This window comes from Mycobacterium gordonae, from assembly GCF_001417955.2.
Lineage (GTDB): Bacteria > Actinomycetota > Actinomycetes > Mycobacteriales > Mycobacteriaceae > Mycobacterium > Mycobacterium gordonae_B.
The window spans coordinates 1-21,289 of the sequence record NZ_LKTM01000318.1 but is presented as its reverse complement, the minus strand read 5'-3'; the positions used below and the strand labels follow the sequence as shown (position 1 = coordinate 21,289).

General features: G+C 67.4%; 20 protein-coding genes. 9 read left to right on the top strand and 11 right to left on the bottom strand.

Features of this window, described 5'->3' with window-relative positions; all coding sequences use genetic code 11:
* Window positions 1-74: 74 nt before the first annotated feature.
* Window positions 75-3,647, bottom strand: a complete 3,573-nt coding sequence (gene cobN / locus AO501_RS21825; protein ID WP_055579701.1) for a cobaltochelatase subunit CobN — start codon at window positions 3,645-3,647, stop codon at window positions 75-77.
* Window positions 3,648-3,704: 57 nt separating this feature from the next.
* Between cobN and AO501_RS21820 the strand changes: the two genes are divergently transcribed.
* Window positions 3,705-3,905 (top strand): hypothetical protein, encoded by a 201-nt coding sequence (locus AO501_RS21820; RefSeq protein ID WP_055579700.1) that lies wholly within the window; start codon window positions 3,705-3,707, stop codon window positions 3,903-3,905.
* A gap of 2 nt (window positions 3,906-3,907) precedes the next feature.
* Here the strand turns inward: AO501_RS21820 and AO501_RS21815 are convergent, their stop codons facing one another.
* On the bottom strand, window positions 3,908-5,422 hold the full coding sequence (locus AO501_RS21815; RefSeq protein ID WP_055579715.1) for a molybdopterin-dependent oxidoreductase: 1,515 nt from the start codon (window positions 5,420-5,422) through the stop codon (window positions 3,908-3,910).
* A gap of 197 nt (window positions 5,423-5,619) precedes the next feature.
* Here AO501_RS21815 and AO501_RS21810 point away from each other — a divergent pair, with 197 nt between their 5' ends.
* Complete coding sequence (locus AO501_RS21810) at window positions 5,620-6,447, top strand: SDR family oxidoreductase (protein WP_055579699.1); 828 nt, start codon at window positions 5,620-5,622, stop codon at window positions 6,445-6,447.
* Here AO501_RS21810 and AO501_RS21805 read toward each other — a convergent pair.
* Window positions 6,420-7,001, bottom strand: a complete 582-nt coding sequence (locus AO501_RS21805) for a TetR/AcrR family transcriptional regulator (protein ID WP_055579698.1) — start codon at window positions 6,999-7,001, stop codon at window positions 6,420-6,422. The genes AO501_RS21810 and AO501_RS21805 overlap by 28 nt on opposite strands.
* A 108-nt stretch (window positions 7,002-7,109) precedes the next feature.
* Here AO501_RS21805 and AO501_RS21800 point away from each other — a divergent pair, with 108 nt between their 5' ends.
* Together AO501_RS21800 and AO501_RS21795 are read left to right on the top strand one after the other, a co-directional pair.
* Complete coding sequence (locus AO501_RS21800; protein WP_055579697.1) at window positions 7,110-8,354, top strand: oxygenase MpaB family protein; 1,245 nt, start codon at window positions 7,110-7,112, stop codon at window positions 8,352-8,354.
* Entirely contained in the window at window positions 8,309-9,238 is a 930-nt protein-coding gene (locus AO501_RS21795; RefSeq protein WP_055579714.1) for an oxygenase MpaB family protein, read from the top strand. Before AO501_RS21800 ends, AO501_RS21795 begins: the two co-directional genes overlap by 46 nt.
* 6 nt (window positions 9,239-9,244) lie before the next feature.
* Here the strand turns inward: AO501_RS21795 and AO501_RS21790 are convergent, their stop codons facing one another.
* The 3 genes from AO501_RS21790 to AO501_RS21780 all read right to left on the bottom strand — a co-directional run bounded on the left by AO501_RS21790 (window position 9,245) and on the right by AO501_RS21780 (window position 12,896).
* The gene (locus tag AO501_RS21790) at window positions 9,245-10,699 is read right to left on the bottom strand and encodes a flavin-containing monooxygenase (RefSeq protein ID WP_055579696.1); all 1,455 of its coding nucleotides are present in this window, start codon (window positions 10,697-10,699) and stop codon (window positions 9,245-9,247) included.
* Between the two features lie 33 nt (window positions 10,700-10,732).
* On the bottom strand, window positions 10,733-12,148 hold the full coding sequence (locus tag AO501_RS21785) for an FAD-dependent oxidoreductase (RefSeq protein ID WP_063892907.1): 1,416 nt from the start codon (window positions 12,146-12,148) through the stop codon (window positions 10,733-10,735).
* 70 nt (window positions 12,149-12,218) lie between these two features.
* Window positions 12,219-12,896, bottom strand: a complete 678-nt coding sequence (locus tag AO501_RS21780) for an alpha/beta hydrolase (RefSeq protein ID WP_055579695.1) — start codon at window positions 12,894-12,896, stop codon at window positions 12,219-12,221.
* 153 nt (window positions 12,897-13,049) lie between these two features.
* On the opposite strand from AO501_RS21780, the gene AO501_RS37365 reads away from it, so the two are divergent.
* The 4 genes from AO501_RS37365 to AO501_RS21765 all read left to right on the top strand — a co-directional run bounded on the left by AO501_RS37365 (window position 13,050) and on the right by AO501_RS21765 (window position 16,470).
* On the top strand, window positions 13,050-13,205 hold the full coding sequence (locus tag AO501_RS37365) for a hypothetical protein (RefSeq protein WP_156452725.1): 156 nt from the start codon (window positions 13,050-13,052) through the stop codon (window positions 13,203-13,205).
* 74 nt (window positions 13,206-13,279) lie between these two features.
* Window positions 13,280-14,371, top strand: a complete 1,092-nt coding sequence (cobG, locus tag AO501_RS21775) for a precorrin-3B synthase (protein WP_055579694.1) — start codon at window positions 13,280-13,282, stop codon at window positions 14,369-14,371.
* 9 nt (window positions 14,372-14,380) lie between these two features.
* Window positions 14,381-15,007: a precorrin-8X methylmutase gene (locus tag AO501_RS21770; RefSeq protein ID WP_055579693.1), complete on the top strand. Its 627-nt coding sequence runs from the start codon at window positions 14,381-14,383 to the stop codon at window positions 15,005-15,007.
* On the top strand, window positions 15,004-16,470 hold the full coding sequence (locus AO501_RS21765; protein ID WP_055579692.1) for a precorrin-2 C(20)-methyltransferase: 1,467 nt from the start codon (window positions 15,004-15,006) through the stop codon (window positions 16,468-16,470). The genes AO501_RS21770 and AO501_RS21765 overlap by 4 nt, the downstream gene beginning before the upstream one ends.
* Here the strand turns inward: AO501_RS21765 and bla are convergent.
* The 5 genes from bla to AO501_RS21740 are packed head-to-tail and all read right to left on the bottom strand — an operon-like array spanning window position 16,467 to window position 20,773.
* Window positions 16,467-17,375 carry a class A beta-lactamase gene (gene bla / locus AO501_RS21760; RefSeq protein WP_082658773.1) on the bottom strand — a complete coding sequence of 303 codons (909 nt, stop codon included), beginning with the start codon at window positions 17,373-17,375 and terminating at the stop codon, window positions 16,467-16,469. The genes AO501_RS21765 and bla overlap by 4 nt on opposite strands.
* Complete coding sequence (locus AO501_RS21755; RefSeq protein ID WP_156452724.1) at window positions 17,372-18,106, bottom strand: cobalt-precorrin-6A reductase; 735 nt, start codon at window positions 18,104-18,106, stop codon at window positions 17,372-17,374. The genes bla and AO501_RS21755 overlap by 4 nt, the downstream gene beginning before the upstream one ends.
* Window positions 18,103-18,858 (bottom strand): precorrin-4 C(11)-methyltransferase, encoded by a 756-nt coding sequence (gene cobM, locus AO501_RS21750; RefSeq protein ID WP_055579689.1) that lies wholly within the window; start codon window positions 18,856-18,858, stop codon window positions 18,103-18,105. The genes AO501_RS21755 and cobM overlap by 4 nt, the downstream gene beginning before the upstream one ends.
* Complete coding sequence (locus tag AO501_RS21745; protein ID WP_055579713.1) at window positions 18,855-20,027, bottom strand: bifunctional cobalt-precorrin-7 (C(5))-methyltransferase/cobalt-precorrin-6B (C(15))-methyltransferase; 1,173 nt, start codon at window positions 20,025-20,027, stop codon at window positions 18,855-18,857. Before AO501_RS21745 ends, cobM begins: the two co-directional genes overlap by 4 nt.
* Window positions 20,024-20,773, bottom strand: a complete 750-nt coding sequence (locus AO501_RS21740; protein WP_055579688.1) for an SDR family NAD(P)-dependent oxidoreductase — start codon at window positions 20,771-20,773, stop codon at window positions 20,024-20,026. Before AO501_RS21740 ends, AO501_RS21745 begins: the two co-directional genes overlap by 4 nt.
* Window positions 20,774-20,808: 35 nt before the next feature.
* Between AO501_RS21740 and AO501_RS21735 the strand changes: the two genes are divergently transcribed.
* On the top strand, window positions 20,809-21,216 hold the full coding sequence (locus AO501_RS21735; RefSeq protein ID WP_055579687.1) for a F420-dependent biliverdin reductase: 408 nt from the start codon (window positions 20,809-20,811) through the stop codon (window positions 21,214-21,216).
* Window positions 21,217-21,289: the final 73 nt, after the last annotated feature.

Genomic DNA, 21,289 nt, shown 5'->3' with positions numbered 1-21,289 from the left:
CTTGCGCGAGCAGACGCAAAAGCCCCCAAAACCGTTGGCTTTTGGGGGCTTTTGCGTCTGCTCGCCAGGCGAAATCAGCCCTCGAGGTCGCCTTCGGTTTCCAGCAGCACCTGGCGCAATCCGTCGAGCGTGTCTGCTTGGGGCTCGGCCCACATGCCCCGACCGGCGGCCTCGAGCAGTCGCTCGGCCATGCCATGCAGCGCCCAGGGATTCGACTCATTCATGAATTTGCGGTTCTCCGCATCCAACACGTAGCGCTCGCTGAGTTGCTCGTACATCCAGTCGGCCATCACACCGGCAGTGGCGTCGTAGCCGAACAGATAGTCCACCGTCGCGGCCATTTCGAACGCACCCTTGTAGCCGTGCCGGCGCATCGCCGACATCCAGCGTGGGTTGACCACCCGGGCCCGGAACACCCGAGTGGTCTCCTCCGACAGGGTGCGGGTGCGGATGGCGTCGGGCCGGGTGTTGTCGCCGATGTAGGCAGCAGGAGCCTGGCCGGTGAGCGCGCGCACGGTGGCCACCATGCCGCCGTGGTACTGGAAGTAGTCGTCGGAGTCGGCGATGTCGTGTTCGCGCGTGTCGGTGTTCTTGGCGGCCACCGCGATTCGCCGGTATTGCCGGTTCATGTCGTCGACGGCTTCGCGGCCGTCCAGGTTGCGGCCGTAGGCGAATCCGCCCCAGGCCGTGTACACCTGCGCGAGATCGGCGTCGTCGCGCCAATTACGGCTGTCGATCAGTTGCAGCAGTCCGGCGCCGTAGGTGCCCGGCTTCGATCCGAAAATCCTTGTGGTGGAGCGTCGCTGGTCACCGTGCTGAGCCAGGTCGGCTTGCGCGTGGGCGCGGACGTAATTGTCCTCGTCCGGCTCGTCAAGGGCGGCGACCAACTGGACCGCGTCGTCGAGCATGGTGACGACGTGCGGGAATGCGTCCCGGAAGAAACCGGAAATCCGCACGGTGACGTCGATGCGGGGCCGGCCCAATTCAGGCAGCGAGATTGCGGCGAGGTCAACCACGCGCCGGGACGCGTCGTCCCACACCGGTCGAACGCCCAGCAACGCCAGCACTTCGGCGATGTCGTCACCCGCGGTGCGCATCGCCGAGGTGCCCCATACCGACAGCCCGACCGATTGCGGCCACTGTCCGTGATCGGCGCGATAACGCTGCAGGAGCGAGTCCGCCAGCGCCACACCGGCTTCCCAGGCCAGCCGGGATGGCACCGCCTTGGGATCGACCGAGTAGAAGTTACGCCCGGTCGGCAGCACATTGACCAGCCCCCGCAACGGTGACCCTGAGGGACCGGACGGGATGAACCGGCCGTCCAGCGCCCGCAGCACCTGCTCGATCTCCGATGCGGTGCCGGCCAGGCGCGGCACCACCTCGGTGGCGGCGAAGCGCAGCACGGCCGCGACGTCGGCGTTGTCGGTGAGTCGATCCGCCGCGTGCGGGTCCCAGCCGGATTCCTGCATCGCCGCTATCAACCCGCGTGCGGCGGCCTCGGTCTGGTCGACCGAGATGCGTTCGTCGGTGCCGTCTTCGGCCAGGCCCAGCGCCTGGCGCAGGCCCGGCAACGCGTGCGTGCCGCCGAACAGCTGACGGGCCCGCAGGATGGCCAGCACCAGATCGAGTTCACCGTCCCCCGTGGGCTTTTGACCCAGGATGTGGAGGCCGTCGCGGATCTGGACGTCTTTGATCTCGCACAGCCAGCCGTCGACGTGGAGCAGCATGTCGTCGAAGGTGTCTTCTTCGGGACGTTCGGTGAGCCCGAGATCGTGGTCCATCTTGGCTGCCCGGATCAGGGTCCAGATCTGCTGGCGGATGGCGGGCAACTTGGCGGGATCGAGTGCGGCGACGTTGGCGTGCTCGTCGAGCAGCTGCTCCAGACGCGCGATGTCGCCGTAAGTTTCGGCGCGGGCCATCGGCGGGATGAGGTGGTCGACGAGCACCGCGTGCGCGCGGCGCTTGGCCTGGGTGCCCTCGCCGGGGTCGTTGACCAGGAACGGATAGATCAGCGGCAGATTGCCCAGTGCGGCGTCGGATCCGCAGGCAGCCGACATGCCGAGCGTCTTGCCGGGCAGCCATTCCAGGTTTCCGTGCTTGCCCAGGTGCACGATCGCGTGCGATCCGAACCCGGCATCCAACCAGTGGTAGGCGGCCAGATAGTGGTGGCTGGGCGGGAGGTCGGGATCGTGGTAGATGGCGACGGGGTTTTCGCCGAAGCCGCGCGGCGGCTGGACCATCAGCACCAGGTTGTCGGATTGGATTGCGGCGATGACGATTTCACCGTCGGGGTCGTTGGTGCGGTCGACGAACAGGTCCCCGGGCGGGGGACCCCAGTGCCGGGTCACCGCATCGGTCAGTTCGGCGGGCAGGGTGGCGAACCACTCGCGGTAGTCGGCGGCCGACACCCGAATCGGGTTGCCGGCCAACTGCTCCGAGGTAAGCCAGTCGGGATCCTGTCCCCCGCGTTCGATCAGGGCGTGGACCAGTGCGTCGCCGTCGCCGGCTTCAACGCCGGGCAGATTTCCCACCTGGTAACCGGCGTCACCCATGGCCCGCAGCAGTGCGACCGCACTGGCCGGGGTATCGAGGCCGACGGCGTTGCCGATGCGGGCATGTTTGGTGGGATAGGCCGAGAACACCAGCGCGACGCGCTTGTCGGCGGGGGCGATGCGGCGCAACATCGCATGCCGCACCGCCAGACCCGCCACCCGGTCGCAGCGCTCCGGGTCGGCAACGTAGGAGATCAAGCCGTCGTCGTCGATCTCCTTGAATGAGAACGGGACGGTGATGATGCGGCCGTCGAACTCGGGCACCGCGACCTGAGTGGCGACGTCGAGTGGGCTCAGGCCGTCGTCGTTGTCGCTCCACTGTGCCCGGGAACTGGTCAGGCACAGCCCCTGCAGAATCGGAATATCAAGCGCTGCAAGGTGTTCGACGTTCCAGCTGTCGTCGTCCCCACCGGCCGACGCCGCGGCGGGCTTGACACCGCCCGCAGCCAGCACGGTAACCACCATCGCGTCGGCTGCACCGAGGGTCGCCAGCAATTCGGGTTCGGCGGTGCGCAGCGACGCACAGTAGACGGGCAACGCTTTGCCGCCCGCGCGTTCGATCGCCTGGCACAGTGCCTCGACGTACGCGGTGTTGCCGGCCAGCTGCTGGGCGCGGTAGTACAGCACCGCGATCGTCGGACCCGGCGCCGGCGCGGCCGTACGCTCCAGCACACCCCAGGTCGGGGTCGCCACCGGCGGCGAGAAACCGAACCCGGTCATCAGCACCGTGTCGGACAGGAATGCGTGCAACTGGCGGATGTTGTCCACTCCCCCGTGCGCCAGGTAGATGTGCGTCTGCACCGCGATGCCCGCCGCGACGGTGGAGCGGCCGGTCAGGTCCGCGTCAGGGGCCTGTTCGCCGCTGACGAGCACCGTCGGCACCCCGCTGGCCAGCACCGTCTCGATGCCGTCTTCCCAGGCGCGGTACCCGCCGAGGATCCGCACCACCACGATCGACGCGTCGGCCAGCAGGTCCGGCAACTCGACCTCAGACAGCCGTGCCGGGTTCGCCCACCGGTAGTTCTTTCCGCTGGAGCGGGCACTGATCAGGTCAGTGTCGGACGTCGACAGCAACAGAACGGTCGGCTCAGCCACCCCTCATTCGTACCGCAGCGCGGTCGCGCTACCGAATCGGCACGTAGGGTTCGGAGTATGAGCAGGGGTTTCGTCGTCACCTTCGCGGTCGGGTTGATCATCGCGCTGTTCGGTCTGATCTGGGCCCTGCAGGGATTCGGAGTGCTCGGCGGTAGCCCGATGAGCAACACCACCACGTGGTCCGTCATCGGTCCGATCACGGCGCTGGTCGGCGTGGCGATCGCGGTATTCAGTTGGCGGAAGCTGTCTTCGAAGTAGCCTCATTTTTCCGTCACGGAGAAACTCACGCTGTGCCAGCCGGTAGCGCCGTCGGGGACCGGGTCGGCTCGCTGCTCGGTCTGGACGGCGCCCGTGTTGTCGATGGCGCGCACGGTAATGGTCTGCTTGCCAGGGCTTTTCGCCTGCCACGGAAAGCTCCACAGCCGCCACGTCTCGTTGGAGTAGGCGGCGCCGAGTTCGGCGGGCTGCCACGCCCCGTCGCCGATTCGGACCTCCACGGCACGCACGCCACGGTTCTGCGCCCAGGCGACCCCGCCGAACACCACCGGCCCGAGTGGCACCTGCTGACCTCTCCTCGGCACGTCGATTCGGGACTCGGTCTTGACGGGCGCCTGCGCGGCCCACCCCTGCCGCGTCCAATAGGCCTGCGCCTTGTCGAAGCGGGTCAGCTCGAGCTCGACGACCCACTTGGTGGCCGACACGTAGCCGTAGAGTCCAGGCACCACCAGACGGGCCGGGTAGCCATGCTCGACCGGCAGCGGCTGACCGTTGAGGCTGACGGCCAGCAACGCTTCGCGGCCATCGGTGAGGGCCTGCACCGGCGTGCCGGCGGTGAAGCCGTCGATCGAGGTCGAGAGCACCATATCGGCGTCCGTGTGCACACCGGCCGCCGCCAGCAGGTCCGCCACCCGGTACCCCGTCCAGATGCCCGTTGAAATCAGTTTTCCACCAACTGGATTCGACACACAGGTCAGCGTTGCCGCCGTTTCGACGATGTTGAAACGGGCGAGGTCGTCGATGCTGTATGTGGTTTCGCGGTCGACCATGCCGTGGATGCGCAGGCGCCAGTCGCGGTGACTGATCTGGGGAACACTGAGCGCGGTGTCGATCCGGTAGAAATCGGTGCTGGGTGTGATGAAGCTCGGGAGCGCAACGCCTTTCGGTTGCACCTCCGCCGGTATCGGCGGTGCCGACGACCGAGGTGGCGGGAGGACGAAAGTTCTGCGGTCGGCGGCCACCGACTGCGCCAACCGGGCGATGACGGCACCCGCGACACCGCTGACGATTCCGAATCCGAGCACGCCCAGGACGAGCAACCCGCGCCTGCCCGCATCCGTCTGGTCGCTGCTCTCGTCGGGGTGCCCGGGATCAGGCGTGATTCGACGAGTGAGCAGGCGCAGGGCCGCCACACCGCAGGCGGTGCCGACAATGGTGGGGATCGTGTCGAGTGCTGTCGCACCGGGCCGCGACAGCACGGCGACGCATCCGAGCACACCGCCCGCGACGATCACTACGCTGCCGACCGGACGGCGCCGGGTCTCGAGGGTCCCGGCGATCGCCGCCAGCGTCGCGATCACGATGAGCACCACGACGGCTAGGAACGGCTTGTCCAGTGTTCCGAGGGTCTGAATCGCCCATTCTTTGACTGGTCCGGGTGTCAGGTCGACGACTGCAGTGCCGACGGCAGTCCGGGCATCGGCCCGCCCACCGAACGGGATGCTGACCAGCTGGGCGACGCCGAGGGCGACGGCTGCCGCCGCGACCCCGGCAAGCATCCGTTCTTTCGATGAGGCGGCGACCACCGGCGCTACTCTACCGCTTTGCCGTGACTGCGATGTAAAAGTCTGTAGCACAGTTGAATTCAACAAATCTTTGCGTCACCGCCGGTCATCGGCGCGACGATGCGCTGCCTACCGCAAATCAGCAAGGGATTGGGGGGACGGCGAGGGTCGCGACGTCGTACCGTGTAGCGATGACATCCTCGGTTGCCGGAAAAGTCGTCGCCATCACCGGAGGCGCTCGCGGAATCGGCCTGGCCATTGCCAGCGCGCTGCACAGTTCGGGCGCCAAAGTCGCCATCGGGGACATCGACGAAGCCGGCGCGCAGGCAGCGGGCGAGCGCCTCGGGTTGCCACTCGCTACACGATTGGACGTCACTGATCGCGCGTCGTTCACCGAGTTCCTGGACGCCGCGGAGAATCAGCTCGGTCCCCTCGACGTGGTGGTGAACAACGCCGGCCTGATCACGGTGGGCAGCGCGGTCGAGGAAAGCGACGAGGCCACTCAACGCCTGTTCGACGTCAACGTCCATGGGGTCATCCTGGGCACTAAATTGGCCGCGCAACGAATGCTGCCCCGCCGCCGCGGCCACGTCGTCAACATCGGGTCGCTGGGCAGCGTGTTGCCCACCGAGGGCATCGCAACCTATTGCGCGACAAAGCATGCCGTGCTCGGCTACACCGACGCGGTCCGCATGGAGACCCGCGGCAGGGGTGTCCATTTCACCGTGATCATGCCGACGCTCACCAACACAGACATGGTCGCCGGCGTCGGGCATGCGAAGGGCTTCAAGAACGCCGAACCGGAAGACGTCGCACGGGCGGTCGTCGGCGTAATTGCAAAGCCGGAACCACGGGTGGCCATCCCTCGTTCGCTGGGGCTCACGGTGTGGGCTCAGCGTCTGATGCCGCTGGGTGTCGCCGAGGCCCTCGGCCGCGCCCTGGGCACCGGGCGCGTCTTCACCAGCGACTTGCAACGCGAGCAGCACGACGTTTACACCCGGCGGACCGGCCTCTCCTGAACCCGGAGATAGTTCAGGGCCAAAGTCGTTATCTCTGAGAGGAACTCGTCTCGGGAGATGTCCGGACGGTCGAGGATGTAGCGGATGGTGAGATGCTCGACCATCCGCACCAACATCCATGATGCGGTATCGAAGCGGACATCCGGGCGCACCTGACGGCGGTTCAGCATCAGGTACGCCATGGTCAATTCGCTGATGCGTTGCTCGAAGGCGACCAGTTTGCCGCTGGAACCCAGGCGTGGAGTCTGTTCGATCACCGCACGCAGGAACTCCGGGTGCACGTCGAGCGCATCCAGCAGCGCAGCCACCGAACTTCGCACGTGATCGGGCGCAGGTTGATCCAGCGACTGCGCCAGCGTGGATGCGACCGCCGCTGCCAGCTCGTCGCTGTAGCGGTCGATGACCGCGGCGACGATGGCGTCCTTGTTCGGGAAGTACTGATAGAGCGAACCGGGGCTGACCCCCGCGGCGGCGGCGATGCGGTTGGTGGACGCCCCGTCGTATCCGTGGGCGATCAGAACCTCCTGGGCCGCGTTCAGGATCCGTTCCACCATGGTCCGGGAACGGTCTTGGCTGGGCGTTCTTCGGGCGCCGCCCTTGTTGGCTCTGGCCATCAGAACGCGAATTGAACGTGAATAAAAGCTCGTGTCAGCATTGTCGTCATGGTGGCACACCCCGAGGTTCTGCTCAAGACGGAGCTCAACCCCACCGAGGACGCCGGATATCCACGACGCTTCCTCGGCGCCGAGGGCCGTAACCGCCGACTGGGGCGACCTCTGAAACTTCTCACCCGAACCACACAGCCCGACACCGAGCTCATCGAGCGCATCGGCCGCCGGCTGATGCAGCGCGACGAGTGCGGCGCCGCCCTGGTGCAGGCGATGCGAGCCGGCGAGGTGTCGATGGGCCAGTTCAACCTCGCGCTGGAGTCCGGTGTCGGTGCGGTGCCGGACTGCCCTGCGGCGCTGCGCGCGTTCTTCACCGTCGTCGAGCGCACGCCGGACTGGGTCGACTTCGACCTGCTCAACCGTGGCGCCGCGGCCTACCGGCGGCTGGGCAGCAACGCCGCTGACGTCATGCTGCAGTTGGCGCTGATCGGCGGATACCGGTTCGGCGGGCCGACCGACCTGCTCGTCGAGACCGGCGGCCTGACCGGGTCTACCACCGTGCGCCGACTTGCCGAAACCCAACAGTGGGCCGTCGCGATCTCGGCACCGGACGGCATGCGCCGCGACCAACCGGGATTCAAGCTCACCGTGCATGTCAGGCTGATGCACGCGCTGGTCAATCAGCGTTTCGAGACCAACGGACGATGGGACGCCGGGCAATGGGGGTTGCCGATCAACCAGGCCGACCAGGCCGCAACCCTGGGGCTTTTCAACGGGGCACTGCTGCTGGGCGTTCGACTGCTCGGGGTCCGGGTGACCCGCGACGATTCCCTCGCCATCATGCATCTGTGGAAGTACGTCGGATGGCTGATGGGGGTCGACGAAGACTGGCTCTGTGACACCGAGCGTCAACAGCACCGGCTCAACTACCACCTACTGCTGACGCAGTCCGATGTGAGTTCGGCGGGTCCGCCCTTGGCCAATGCGATCGTCGAGGCGCAGCGCGGGCTGCACTTTCCCAACCTGCGCCGGGTGCGCGGCGCCTACGCGCGCGCCCGGCTGCTCAGTATGCTGCGCTACTTTCTGCGTGCCGAAGGAATGCGCGATCTAGAGCTGCCCTCGGCACTGCCGGTGGCGGTACTGCCGGTCTTGGCTGCCAATGTCGTTCGCTATCAATTACTTACCCGTACCCGGTGGGGTACCGCCTACGTCCAGCGGTGGGGCGACAAGTCACGGCGAAAAGTGCTGCGCCAATATTTCGGCGACCAGGCCCACGACGTGGGAAAGTTACCGCTGTGAGCACTCGCATCGACCTAGGCCCGCGGTCATTGCTGTGGCGCTGGGCGGGCGACATGCGGATCGCGTTCGAAGGGGGTACGGCCGGCCTGATGCAGACGATGCATCCCGCCATCGGCCAGGGGCTCATCGACCACTCGAATTTCTTCGACGATCCCGTGGATCGGGTATTCCGTTCCCTACCAGGCATTCTCGGTACCATCTACGACGGACCCGAGGCTGACGAGACCGGGCTCAGGGTGCGGGATTTTCACCGCGACATCAAGGGAGAGATGCCCGGCGGAGAGCGTTATCACGCCCTCAAACCGGAGACGTACTGGTGGGCGCACGCCACGTTCCAGGTGATGGTGCACCGCCTCGCGGAATACTGGGATGTGCACCGCCTCACCGACCGCGAGCGTGAGCAGCTCTACCAGGAGGGCTGCGAGTGGTACCGGCGCTACGGCATGTCGGAATCGGTACTGCCACCGACGTTGCGCGAGTTCAACCGCGAATATGAGCGCTACTGCGCAGAAGTGCTGCAGCCCAACGCTGCTTCGGACTTTCTGATCGAGTTCATCCAGCGCACCGCGATCCCCGACATGAGCGCGTCACCGGATTATCCGAGCACTCCCCTGCTCAAACCGATCATGGATATTCTGCTGCCGACCATGCCCGTCCGCACCGCGCTGGCGCCGCCGATGCGCCTGGTGATTTTCGGCGGCCTGCCCCCTATTGTGCGCGAGCGCTTCGGGATTGGCTGGTCCGGCGTCGACGAGACCAGTTACCGCGCAGTGCGCGCGACCATCAGACAGGGATGGCGCGCCGTACCCGCGGCATTGAAATGGCACGATGCCGCCCGCAAGGGCTGGCTGCGCGAACTGGGCAGCGTTCCCCGTCGCGTGTAGCCGGGTTCAGGCCCTTCGCACGTCGAAGTCGGCGAGCTCGGGCTGCCGCAGCAGCTCATGGTGGGTCTCCGGCGTCCACGGGAACAGTTCCGGCAAGCCGTCTTTGCCGAGATACCAGCTGTTGCAGCCGCTCACCCAAATGGTCTGCGGCATAGCTGCTTTCATGTCTTCGTTGTATTGCTTGGTAGCGGCCTCCGTGGGCGCGGCCGCGACCACCCGCCCGGCGCGCAACTGCTCGATCCACCACATCACGTAGTTCGCCTGGTCCTCGGCGATGGGAATCAGGGATTGGTTGCCGATCGGCGAGTGCGGTCCCATCATCATGAACAGGTTGGGGAAGCCCGGTACAGCGATGGACCGGTACGCCATCGGGCCGTCGGCCCAGGCTTCGTCCAGGGTCAACCCGCCTTCCCCGATGATCTCCATCGGCCGCACATAGGCCCGGGCGTCGAACCCGGTGGCGAACACCAGCAGATCAAGTTCGTGCAGGACGCCGTCCGCGGTGACGATGCCGCGCGCCTCGATGTGATCGATCGGGTCGGTGATGATTTCCACGCCAGGCTTCTGCACGGATTTGTAGAAGCGCCCAGCCATCACTTGCCGTTTGCACATCGGCTGGTAGTTCGGGGTGAGTTTGGCGCGCAATTGCGGGTCGCGCACCGAAAGCCGTAGGTTCCAACGACATTCGGCGGTGGCAAGGCGCCGTTGCCAACCCGGCTGGATCGGGGCGCGGCCAAAGATCAACCGGAAGAACCAACCCCAGAACAAGTAGGGCAACCGATTCAGCCCCGCGAAGCGCGACAGCAGCGCCTGCGTCAGCTTCGAGTAACGGGGATTGGGCAGCGGGTAGACCCACTGGGCAGTGCGCTGGAAGACCTTGAGCTGCCGCACCGTGCCGCCCAGCTCCGCGGTGATCTGCACTCCGGTGGATCCGGTGCCGATCAGACCGATCCTCTTGTCCGGCAACGACACCGAGTGGTCCCAGCGTGACGAGTGGAACGCGGGCCCGGCGAATGAGTCGCGGCCGGGGATGTCCGGGTAGCGCGGCACCCGCAGCACTCCGGTCGCGGTGACCAGGACGTCGAACGTCTCCTGCCCTGCCTCGGTGGTGAGCCTCCACTTTCCATCGTCGTATTCGGCCCGGGTGACGGTGGTGCCGAACCGGATGTGCGGACGAATACCACGCTCGTCGGCCACCTGCTGAAAGTAGCGCTGGATCTCCCCTCCCGGCGGCAACCAGTGCGACCAGTTCGGGTTCGGCCGGAAGGAGTACGAGTAGTAACGCGACGGCACATCACAGGTGAGTCCGGGATAGGTGTTGTCGCGCCAGGTGCCTCCGACGTCGTCAGCCTTCTCGAAGATGGTGAACGATTCGATGTCGGCATCCTGCAGTTTGGCCGCCATGCAGATGCCGGACATGCCGGCGCCGATGATCGCGACCTTCAGTGCACATTGCTGCATGACAGCCTCCCGGTGTTGGCGATGACGTGCACGTTACGCCGATCGGGCCGGCGTCCCCAGAGATTCGCGGGTGCCCACAACTCCGCCGGACCCCTCGTGGACGGACCGCACGTCCGTCCGGCGGTGTTGTGCCCGCGCGACCCGCAGCAACATGGCGGGCCGCAGCAATTGAGTCGGCGGGTCGATCATCGCGGTGACCCGCATGAACTGCGCGGCGACGACGGGGTCGGACTCCGCCGCAGTCATCACCGGTTCGAGGCAGGAATTGTTGAAGCGAATCCACAGCGGTCGCGGACCCGGCACCTCTGGCAGCGCGAGATCCGACGCCACGGCGGTCTGCCAGGCGACCCGCACCTTTTTCGCAGCAGTGTGAGTGAAGCGGCGGACCAGGTGATGACCGCCGCGTCGCAGACAGTCCCGCAACACCGTCGCTTCGACGGCGGCAACCGTCATGCCCTGCCCGTAGATCGGGTTGAAGCTGCACACGGCGTCTCCCAGGACCAGCAGACCATCGGGGATCCGCCGCATCTTGTCGTAGCGCCGCCACCGGTTGGAGGGCACTCGATGGTGCACGATGTCGCCGACCGGCTCAGCGTGGCGCATCGCCGCCGCGACGTCGGGCGCAAATTCTGCTGCGTAAGAGAGGATTTCGGCGTAATCACGCGGCGGTTCGAGCCCGGCCATGGTGCCGGCAGCGATCATCCAGGAGTTGTTCTCGTATCCGATCATTGCGAACATCCGCGGCCGGCCCGGTCGCGGGAAGTGGGCGATCATGTGTTCTTTGATGATGCCGGGCGGTATGTGAACGACTTGACTGGCGTAAGCGAGTTGTACCTTGACCTCGTCCTCCGGTGGGCGTCCGTAGCCGAGTTGCTCGAGGAAGACCGGCGTGCGGGACCCGCGTCCGGTGGCGTCGATGACGAGGTCAGCTGCGAGGGTCTTCTCATGGTCGGCCGGGCGGTCGATCACCCGCACCCCGTTGACACGCCGGCGATCTGGTGTCGCGGTCAGACCGACGACATCGTGTTGCTCACAGAAGGTCACCTTCGGAATCATCCGAACTCGTTGTCGCACATTCCATTCCAGCATCGGACGACTCGGTGACACGATCTGGGGCGCGGCCGCAGACCGGCCCGAGCGCACCAGCGCATGCCCGTTGAACGACCAGTCCAGCTTGGCGAAATCCCCGTCGTCCCAGGTGGTGGCCCCCTGAGCGATCAGATCGTCCCGGATGCCGGGGAAGAGCTCTTCGAGCACCCGGGTCAGCCTCGCCAGGCAGGCGTGGATCAACCGCCCCTGCGGAACCCCACGGCGGTTGACCGGCTCGTCGGGCAGGACGTCACGTTCGACGACCGTCACCCGGTCGTAGTAGTCGGACAACACCCGGGCCGCCAGCAGGCCGCCCATGCTGGCACCCAGCACCACCGCATGACCACCGTGTCGCACCATTGCACACTCCTTTGTCCATGGACTGCCACGAAGTGTGCTGCGGCGCCGCGCGGGCGCTTAGAGTAGTCGACTACTTAAATTCGGCGCGGGCGAGCACTGCAATCCGCTCCGCGACGTCCCGGGCCACCTGCTGCGCGCCGTCGCTTTCGCCCGGCACGTAACGATCGGCGGCCGCGTCGTAGTCGGCGCCGGCGATCGAACCGTGATCGGCCGCCAGTGTCACCACCTGCACCGGCCAACCGGCATGCTGCAGCGCCGACGCGAATTCTTCACTCGCAGTGGGCGGTACGACGTCATCGGCCAGACCGTGCAGCAGGGTGAAGTGAGTATGCGCCTGGCCGCCGGACAGCAGCTCGGTGACGGTACGTCCAGAGATCGGGTCGGTGGCCATGAAGGCGCCGGCCAGGCAGACGGTGTGCGCGATCGCGACGTTGAGGCGCTGCGCATCCAGCGTCAGGCCCGCGGCCGCGGCACCACCCATGGACCATCCCACCAGCACGATGCCGCCGGGTGCCCGCTCGCGGGCGAAGTCGACCGAGCGCATCAGGTCTGCGCGCCCGCCATCGTCGGCGTGAGAATTCCAGTCCGGCGCGATGACGGTGGCACCGTGTTCGGCCAGCCGCCGCGCAAGGGGCCGGACCGCAGCGCGCGCGTCACTCTGCATCCCATGCCACAGCAGGATGGTCGGCTGCGCCTGGTCGCCGAAGACATCGACCGACCGCCCCCGGGCGTATTCGAGCGTCTGCACAGACACCGGTTGCCCGCGGATCGCGTCGACAAACCAGGCCCGGCGGGGTCGTACAAAACATGTGCACATTCTTTGAGTCAGCGTCACCCACTTGTTAATGACAATCATTTTCAATAACCATTGGCCGTCACTGAAACGAGAGGAGCAAACCAGATGCGCACGGCGTCCAGGAAATTCAGGCTGACGGCGAGAGTGGTGGTCGTCGCGGCGGCGGCGATTTTCGCCGCTTCGACCCTGTCCGGTTGCGACGCGTTGTATTCGCAGCTGCACCAGACGGTCCCGCACGACCACGAGGGCCACATCCACTGAGCGTCGATCCCGAAGTCCGGGCGACGTCTGCTCGGACTTCGGGACCGGTGCCGGGTTGTCAGTAATCTGGGCAGGTGGCCCGACTCCGCGACTCCGACGCCTGCCCGGGCGCGCTGCAGGTGCACCAGGCCGCAGATGGCCCGCTAATACGGGTTCGGTTGCCAGGCGGCACGCTCACCTCCGCGCAATTGGCGACGCTGGCTCGCCTGGCTGCCGATTTCGGGTCGGCGACCTTGGAGCTCACCGGACGGGGCAACGTTCAGCTACGCGCGGTCACCGACGTCGTCAAGGTCGCCGAGGCCATCGCCGAAACCGGGCTGCTGCCCTCACCCACCCATGAACGCGTCCGCAACATCGTGGCGTCCCCGCTGTCCGGCCGGCTCGGCGGAAACGCCGATCTGCGGGGTTGGGTTGCCGACCTGGACGCGGCGCTTTGCGCGGAACCCGGCCTGGCCGGGCTGGGTGGCAGGTTCTGGTTCAGCCTGGACGACGGCCGCGGTGACGTGTCGGGTCTGCACGCCGATGTCGGGGTGCACGTGTTTCCGGACGGCCCCAGACTGCTGCTGGCCGGTCGCGATACCGGCATCCCCGTCACCGATGTCTGCCAGAGCTTGATCGACGTGGCGTTCGAGTTTGTCAAGATCCGTGGAAAGGCCTGGCGGGTAACCGAACTCGATGATCTCGGTGATCTGTTGCCGGGCGCCGAGCTGGGTCCCGCCCTGCCCCCACTCGGCAAGGCGCCGGTGGGCTGGATCCCGCAGGACGACGGTCGGGTCGCGCTGGGAGCCGCCGTGCCTCTCGGAGTGCTGGCCGCCCGCGTCGCCGAATTCCTGGCCGCCATCGAGGCACCGATCCTGATCACACCGTGGCGGTCTGTGCTGGTGTGCGACCTCCCCGAAGAACGCGCGGACGTCGCACTCCGCGTGCTGGCGCCGCTGGGTCTGATATTCGACGAGAACTCCCCCTGGCTGGCCGTCAGCGCGTGCACCGGCAGCCCCGGCTGCGCCCACTCCGCGGCAGACGTGCGGGCAGACGCCGCGCAAGCACTGGACGCCGATTACCCCGGGCACCGGCACTTCGTCGGCTGCGAACGGGCGTGCGGCAGCCCGGTGGATGGTGAGGTGCTGGTTGCCACCGGCACGGGGTACCGGCTGCTGAGGTCTTAAGGTGAGCGAGTGCTCGACTACATCCGCGACGCCGCGGAGATCTACCGGCAGTCGTTCGCGACCATCCGCGCCGAGGCCGACCTCACCCGATTTCCCGCCGACGTCGAACGCGTGGTGGTCCGCCTGATCCACACCTGTGGCCAGGTCGACGTCGCTGAGCACGTGGCCTACACCGACGATGTGGTCAGCCGGGCCCGGGCCGCCTTGTGCGGCGGCGCGCCGGTGCTGTGCGACTCGTCGATGGTGGCTGCCGGGATCACCAAGGCGCGGCTGCCGGTGGGCAACGAGGTGGTGTCGTTGATCGCCGATCCACGTGCGGCCACGTTGGCCGCCGAGCAGGGAACCACCCGCTCGGCGGCCGCCGTCGACCTGTGGGCCGATGAGTTGGACGGCGCCGTGGTCGCGATCGGCAACGCCCCGACCGCGCTGTTCCGCCTGCTGGAGTTGGTCGACGAAGGGGTTGCCCCGCCCGCGGCAATACTGGGTGGGCCCGTCGGTTTCGTCGGCTCCGCCCAGTCCAAGCAGGAGCTCATCGAGCGCCCGCGCGGCATGTCCTATCTGCTGGTGCTGGGCCGCCGCGGCGGCAGTGCCATGGCCGCCGCGGCCGTCAACGCGATAGCGAACGAGCGCGAATGACGGGCACGCTATGGGGGGTTGGGCTGGGTCCCGGCGATCCAGAACTGGTGACGGTCAAGGCGGCGCGGCTCATCGGCGAGGCAGACGTGGTGGCGTATCACAGCGCCCGCCACGGTCGCAGCATCGCGCGCGGCATCGCCGAACCGTACCTGCGGCCCGGTCAGATCGAAGAGCACCTGGTGTATCCGGTGACCACCGAGACGACCGACCATCCCGGGGGGTATGCGGGCGCGCTGGAGGACTTCTACGTCGCGGCCACCGAGCGGATCGCCGCACACCTGACCGCCGGGCGCAACGTGGCACTGCTGGCAGAAGGCGACCCGCTGTTCTACAGCTCCTACATGCATCTGCACACCCGTCTGACGGAGCGGTTCAACGCGGTGATCGTGCCGGGCGTCACGTCGGTGAGCGCCGCGTCGGCCGCCGTCGCCACTCCCCTGGTGGCCGGCGACGAGGTGCTCTCGGTGTTGCCGGGCACGCTGCCGATAGCCGAGTTGACCCGCCGGCTCGCCGATGCCGACGCGGCGGTGATACTCAAACTCGGTCGCTCCTATCACAATGTGCGCGAGGCACTTTCGGCTTCCGGACAGCTCGGCGACACGTTCTACGTGGAGCGGGCGAGCACCAAGGGCCAGCGGGTGCTGCCCGCCGCTGACGTCGACGAGACCGGCGTGCCGTACTTTTCACTGGCCATGCTCCCGGGCGGCAGGCGCCGCCGTAGTGCGACCGGCTCCGTCGCCGTGGTGGGACTGGGGCCGGGTGGCACCGACTGGATGACACCGCAGAGCCGGCGCGAATTGGCCGGCGCCACCGACCTGATCGGCTACGCCGGATATCTCAACCGCGTCCCGCCGCGCGAAGGGCAGCGGCGCCACGCCAGCGACAACACCGACGAACCGGCCCGCGCCCGCCTGGCCTGCTCGCTGGCCGAGCAGGGGCACGCGGTGGCGGTGGTGTCATCGGGTGACCCGGGTGTGTTCGCGATGGCCACTGCGGTTCTCGAGGAGGCCAAGCAGTGGCCGGACGTGCAGGTCCGGGTGATCCCCGCGATGACCGCCGCCCAGGCGGTGGCCAGCCGGGTGGGCGCGCCCCTGGGCCATGACTATGCCGTGATCTCACTGTCGGACCGGCTCAAGCCGTGGGACGTCATCGCAGCACGCGTGGCTGCCGCGGCGGCCGCCGATCTGGTGCTGGCGATCTACAACCCGGCGTCGAAGTCGCGGACCTGGCAGGTCGGCGCCATGCGGGATCTGCTGCTGGCCCATCGTGAACCGGGCACGCCGGTGGTGATCGGCCGCAACGTGTCCGGGCCGGACGAGGAGGTACGCGTGGTGCGGCTGGCGGACCTGAACCCCGCCGACGTCGACATGCGCTGCCTGCTGATCATCGGTTCGTCCCAAACACAGTGGCATACAACAGATTCCGGTGACCGAGTGTTCACGCCCCGCACCTATCCGGGCTAGTCCCTCAAAGCGGAGGCCACGATGCGCGCGGCGTCGGCGACGAATGCCTCGTCGGGCTGAGCGTCGTATCCGCCGGCGGCCATATCGGTGTAGATCGCGATGACGTGGGGAACGCCGGCCGGCGACCATACGACGGCGACATCGTTGGCTCGCCCGTAGTCGCCCGACCCGGTCTTGTCGCTCACCTTCCAGTCAGCCGCGAACGCGGCACGGATCCGCTTTCCGCCGGTGGTGTTGCGGGCCATCCAGTCAATGAGCAGCGTCCGCTTGTCCTGCGGCAGTGCGTCGCCCAGCACCAGCTGCTGGAAGACACCGGCGATCGCGCGCGGCGTCGTCGTGTCCCGCTCATCGTTTGGCGGGTTGCCGTTGAGCTCCGGCTCCGCCTGGTCCAGTCGACTCGTGCTGTCCCCCAGGCTGCGCAGGTAGGCGGTCAAGCCCGCGGGTCCGCCGATCCGGTTGAGCAACAGGTTAGCGGCGGTGTTGTCGCTGTAGCGGATGGCGGCATCGCACAACTCGCCGACGGTCATCCCGGTGTCGACGTGTTGCTCGGCGATCGGCGACGGCGAGGTGATGTCGGCCTTGGTGAAAGTCACGCGCTGGTCCAGGTAGGCGAGCGGATACTGGTGCAACACCGCCGCCACCAGAGGCGCTTTGAACGTGGAGCAGATCGCGAACCGTTCGTCGGCGCGGTAGGCAATCGCCGCGGCCGTGCCGCTGGCGGGCACGTAGACCCCCACCCTGCCCCGGTAGCGTCGCTCGATTTCGGCGAACCGATTGGACTGGTCCGGCGCTGGGCTCGAGGTGGCAGTCGGCTGCGTGCGACGGGCACCGTTGGCACACGCCGCCAGCGGCAGCACGGCGGCCGCCGTCAACAATTCGCGTCGGCGGAATCGGGGCGAGCTCACGGTGTACATACCTCCATTACCCAGCGCGCGGCTGCCGCGACGCTGCCGACCGTCCTGACTCCCTCGGGTAACGGCGGTCGCTCCACCATCACCACCGGAATCCTGAGTGCCGCGGCGGCATCCACCTTGCCGCGGGTCATCTCGCCACCGCTGTTCTTGGTCACCAGCGCGTCGATGCGGTGTTGGGCGAGAATCTTCACTTCGTCGTCGTACCGGTACGGGCCGCGCGAGAGCAGCAGCCGGTGGTGTCGCGGCATCGCGGTGTGATCGGGAGCGGTGACGGCGCGGATCAGGAACCAGGCGTCGCTGTCGGCGAAAGCGGCGGCGCCGGATCGTCCGGTCGTCAGAAAGACTCTCGAATAGCGTCGCGCGGCAACTTCTTTCGCTGCTGCGGTGTCTGACGCGACGACGGTGGCCGAACCCGGATCCCAGGGCGGGCGGGCCAGCACCAGGTGCGGAACCCGCAACTCGGCGCACGCCCGCGCGGCGTGCGCGGTCATGGTGGCCGCGAACGGATGGGTGGCGTCGACGACGGCGTCGATGCGTTCGTCGCGCAGCCACTGGCGCAGTCCCTCGACACCGCCGAAGCCGCCGATACGCACCGGGCCCACCGGCAGCGCTGGGTCGGGAACCCGGCCGGCCAGCGAGCTGACGATATCGACATCTGGGTGCAGGGCTTTCGCCAATGCGCGCCCCTCGGCGGTACCGCCGAGCAGCAAAACCCGCATCAGTGTGGCCCTTTGTCACGCCGCGCTACCGAATACAGATAACTGTCGGTGAAACCTTCGGCCCCCAGCACGTCGCCGACCACGATGACGGCGGTCTTGGTGACGTTGGCCTGATGCATCTGCCCGGCGATGTCGGCCAACGTGCCACGCAGCACAATCTGCTTGGGCCAGCTAGCGAAAGCGACTACAGCCGTGGGGGTTTGAGCGCTATAGCCACCAGCGAGGAGCTGCGGGACGATGCTGTCGATTTGCGCTGCGGCCAGATGCAGAACCAGCGTGGCACCGGATCGGGCAAGGGCCGTGAGGTCTTCGCCGGGCGGCATGGCGGTCGACAGGGTCGAGACTCGGGTCAAAGTGACGGTTTGCGCGACTCCGGGGACGGTCAATTCCCGCTTCAGCGCGGCCGCTGCGGCGGCGAAAGCCGGTACGCCCGGCACGATTTCGTAACCGACGCCGATGGCGTCGAGTCGCCGGCACTGCTCGGCGAGCGCGCTGTAGAGCGACGGGTCACCGGAGTGCAACCGTGCGACGTCGCGGCCGGCGGCGTCGGCCTCGGCAAGCTCGGCGATGATCTGATCCAGCGTCAGCGGGCCGGTATCGACGATCTTGGCGTCGCGCGGGCATTGCGCGAGAAGGTCGGTGGGCATGATGGAGCCGGCATACAGGCACACCGGGCAGCGTTGCAGGAGCCGCTGGCCGCGCACGGTGATCAGATCCGCGGCGCCGGGCCCGGCGCCGATGAAGTAGACCGTCACTGCTTGGTCACCGACCATTGCGTGACGGGATACTGGGGCCGCCAGCCGGTGAAACCACCCAGCGGTTCGCCCTGGTAATGCTGGAACCGCCGGAGGTCACCGCCAAGTCTCGAATAGAGTTGCGCCAGAATGGCTTCAGACTCCACGGTGACGGCGTTGGCCACCAGGTGCCCGCCCGCGGCCAGGTGTTCCAGACAGGCGTCGAGCAGGCCCGGGCGGGTCAGACCGCCGCCGACGAAGATCGCCGACGGGTGCGGCGTCCCGGCGAAGTCGTCAGGCGCGGCCCCGCGCACCTCGACGCTCACCCCATTGGCCGCGGCGTTGAATCCGATGTTGAGCCGGCGTCGTTCGTCGAGTTCGAACGCCGCCGCGGTGCAACCCGGCGCGCTGCGGCACCACTCGACGGCGATGCTGCCCGAGCCCGCGCCGACATCCCACAATCGCCCGCCCGGCCGCGGGTCCAGGGCCGCCAGTGTCGCCGCCCGGATTGCGTGCTTGGTGATCTGTCCGTCGTGCATGAAGGCGTCGTCAGGTAAGGATGCCCTGCGACTGTCGGGCAGGTAACGGATCGCGATCACGTTGAGATCGTCGACGTCGTGGCCGGCGTCGTGCGCCCACGTGCGGGCGGTGCCGTCGCGGCGGCGTTCGTCGGGCCCGCCGAGCAGTTCCAGGACCGTGAATTCGGAGTCGCCACGACCGTAGGCGTCCAGCGCCGCGGCCAGGGTCTTCGGTGTGGTGTGGTTGCGCGACAACACGATCGCCTGGCCGCCGCGCCGGATGGCGGTGTGTGGTTCGGCCGTAACCAGACTGATCACCTCGGTGTCGTGGACGTTCCAGCCCATCCGCGCACACGCCAGGGTGACCGACGATACGTGCGGCATGACCCGCACCTTTTCCGCACCGAAGAGACGGATCAGCGTGCCGCCGACGCCGTGCAGCAGCGGGTCACCGCTGGCGACGATGTGGATGTCCGGCCCGTCGGCCGGCAGGGCCTGCAACGCGGGCAGCATCGGGGACGGCCACTCCCGGCGCGGCGCCGCGATGGTGTCGTCGATCAGTTCGAGCTGCCGCTTTGATCCGTAAATGGTTGCGGCCCGCTGCAATTCGGATCTGGAGGCCGCGGACAGGCCGGCGGTTCCGTCGGCGCCGATGCCGACCACGATGATCATCGCGGCATCCTGCGCCATACCGGCTGCGGTAACAGTCGCAGCGCGAAGAACATCGGTCGCAGCGCCCACGGAATCCAGACCGTGCGCCGACCCTTGGCCAACGCTCGGGCTGTGGCGGCAGCGACCTGTTCGGGAGTGCTGGACAAGGGTGCGGGCGTCATGCCGTCGGTCATGCGTCCGATGACAAACCCGGGCCGGGCGATCAACAATTGGACCCCGCTGCCGTGCAGCGCGTCGGCCAGTCCGTTCGCGAAGCCATCCAGGCCGGCCTTCGCCGAGCCATAGACGTAATTGGCGCGCCGCACGCGCACCCCGGCCACCGAGGAGAACACCACCAGCGATCCCTGTTGAGCAGTGCGCATGGCTGACGCGAGATGGGTGAGCAGGCTGACCTGGGCGACGTAGTCGGTATGCACGATGGCGACGGCGTGCGCGGCATCGTGTTCGGCGCGGCCCTGGTCACCGAGGATTCCGAACGCCAGGACCGCGGTGCCGATGGGGCCGTGTTCGGCGATCAGTGCCTTCACCAACGGGCCGTGCGAGGCCACGTCGTCGGCGTCGAATTCCTGGGTGTGCACGGCGCTGGCGCCGGCGGCGAGCAGCGTGGATTTCTGATGCTCGAGCCGGTCGGCATTACGGGCCGCCAGCACCACGGTCGCTGCCGGCGCCAGGCGGCGGGCGAGTTCAATGCCGATCTCGCTGCGACCGCCGAAAATTACCACCGGACCAACGCGGGTGTCGTCCACGGCTGTGATTATTGCCTGCGCTAGCGTGAAGGGCGATGGCCAAGACCACGACCCGTCTCACCGACGATGCGCTGGCGTTCCTCTCCGAACGCCATCTGGCCATGTTGACCACGCTACGCACCGACAACTCTCCGCACGTGGTGGCGGTGGGATTCACCTTCGACCCCAAGACTCACATCGCCCGGGTGATCACCACCGGTGGATCTCAGAAGGCACTCAATGCCGAGCGCGCTGGCGTGGCGGTGCTCAGCCAGGTGGACGGGGCGCGGTGGCTGTCCCTGGAGGGCCGCGCCTTGGTGAACAAGGAACTCGACGCGGTCCGCGACGCCGAGCTTCGTTATGCCCAGCGATATCGGACGCCGCGCGCCAATCCCCGGCGGGTAGTGATCGAGGTCCAGATCGAGCGGGTGCTGGGCTCGTCGGATCTGCTGGACCGCGGCTAGACGGTATGGAGGCGACTTGAGGCCGAAGGCCTCGGGCTGCAATCGGACGTGGGTTGCCGATGGCGGGTGAACA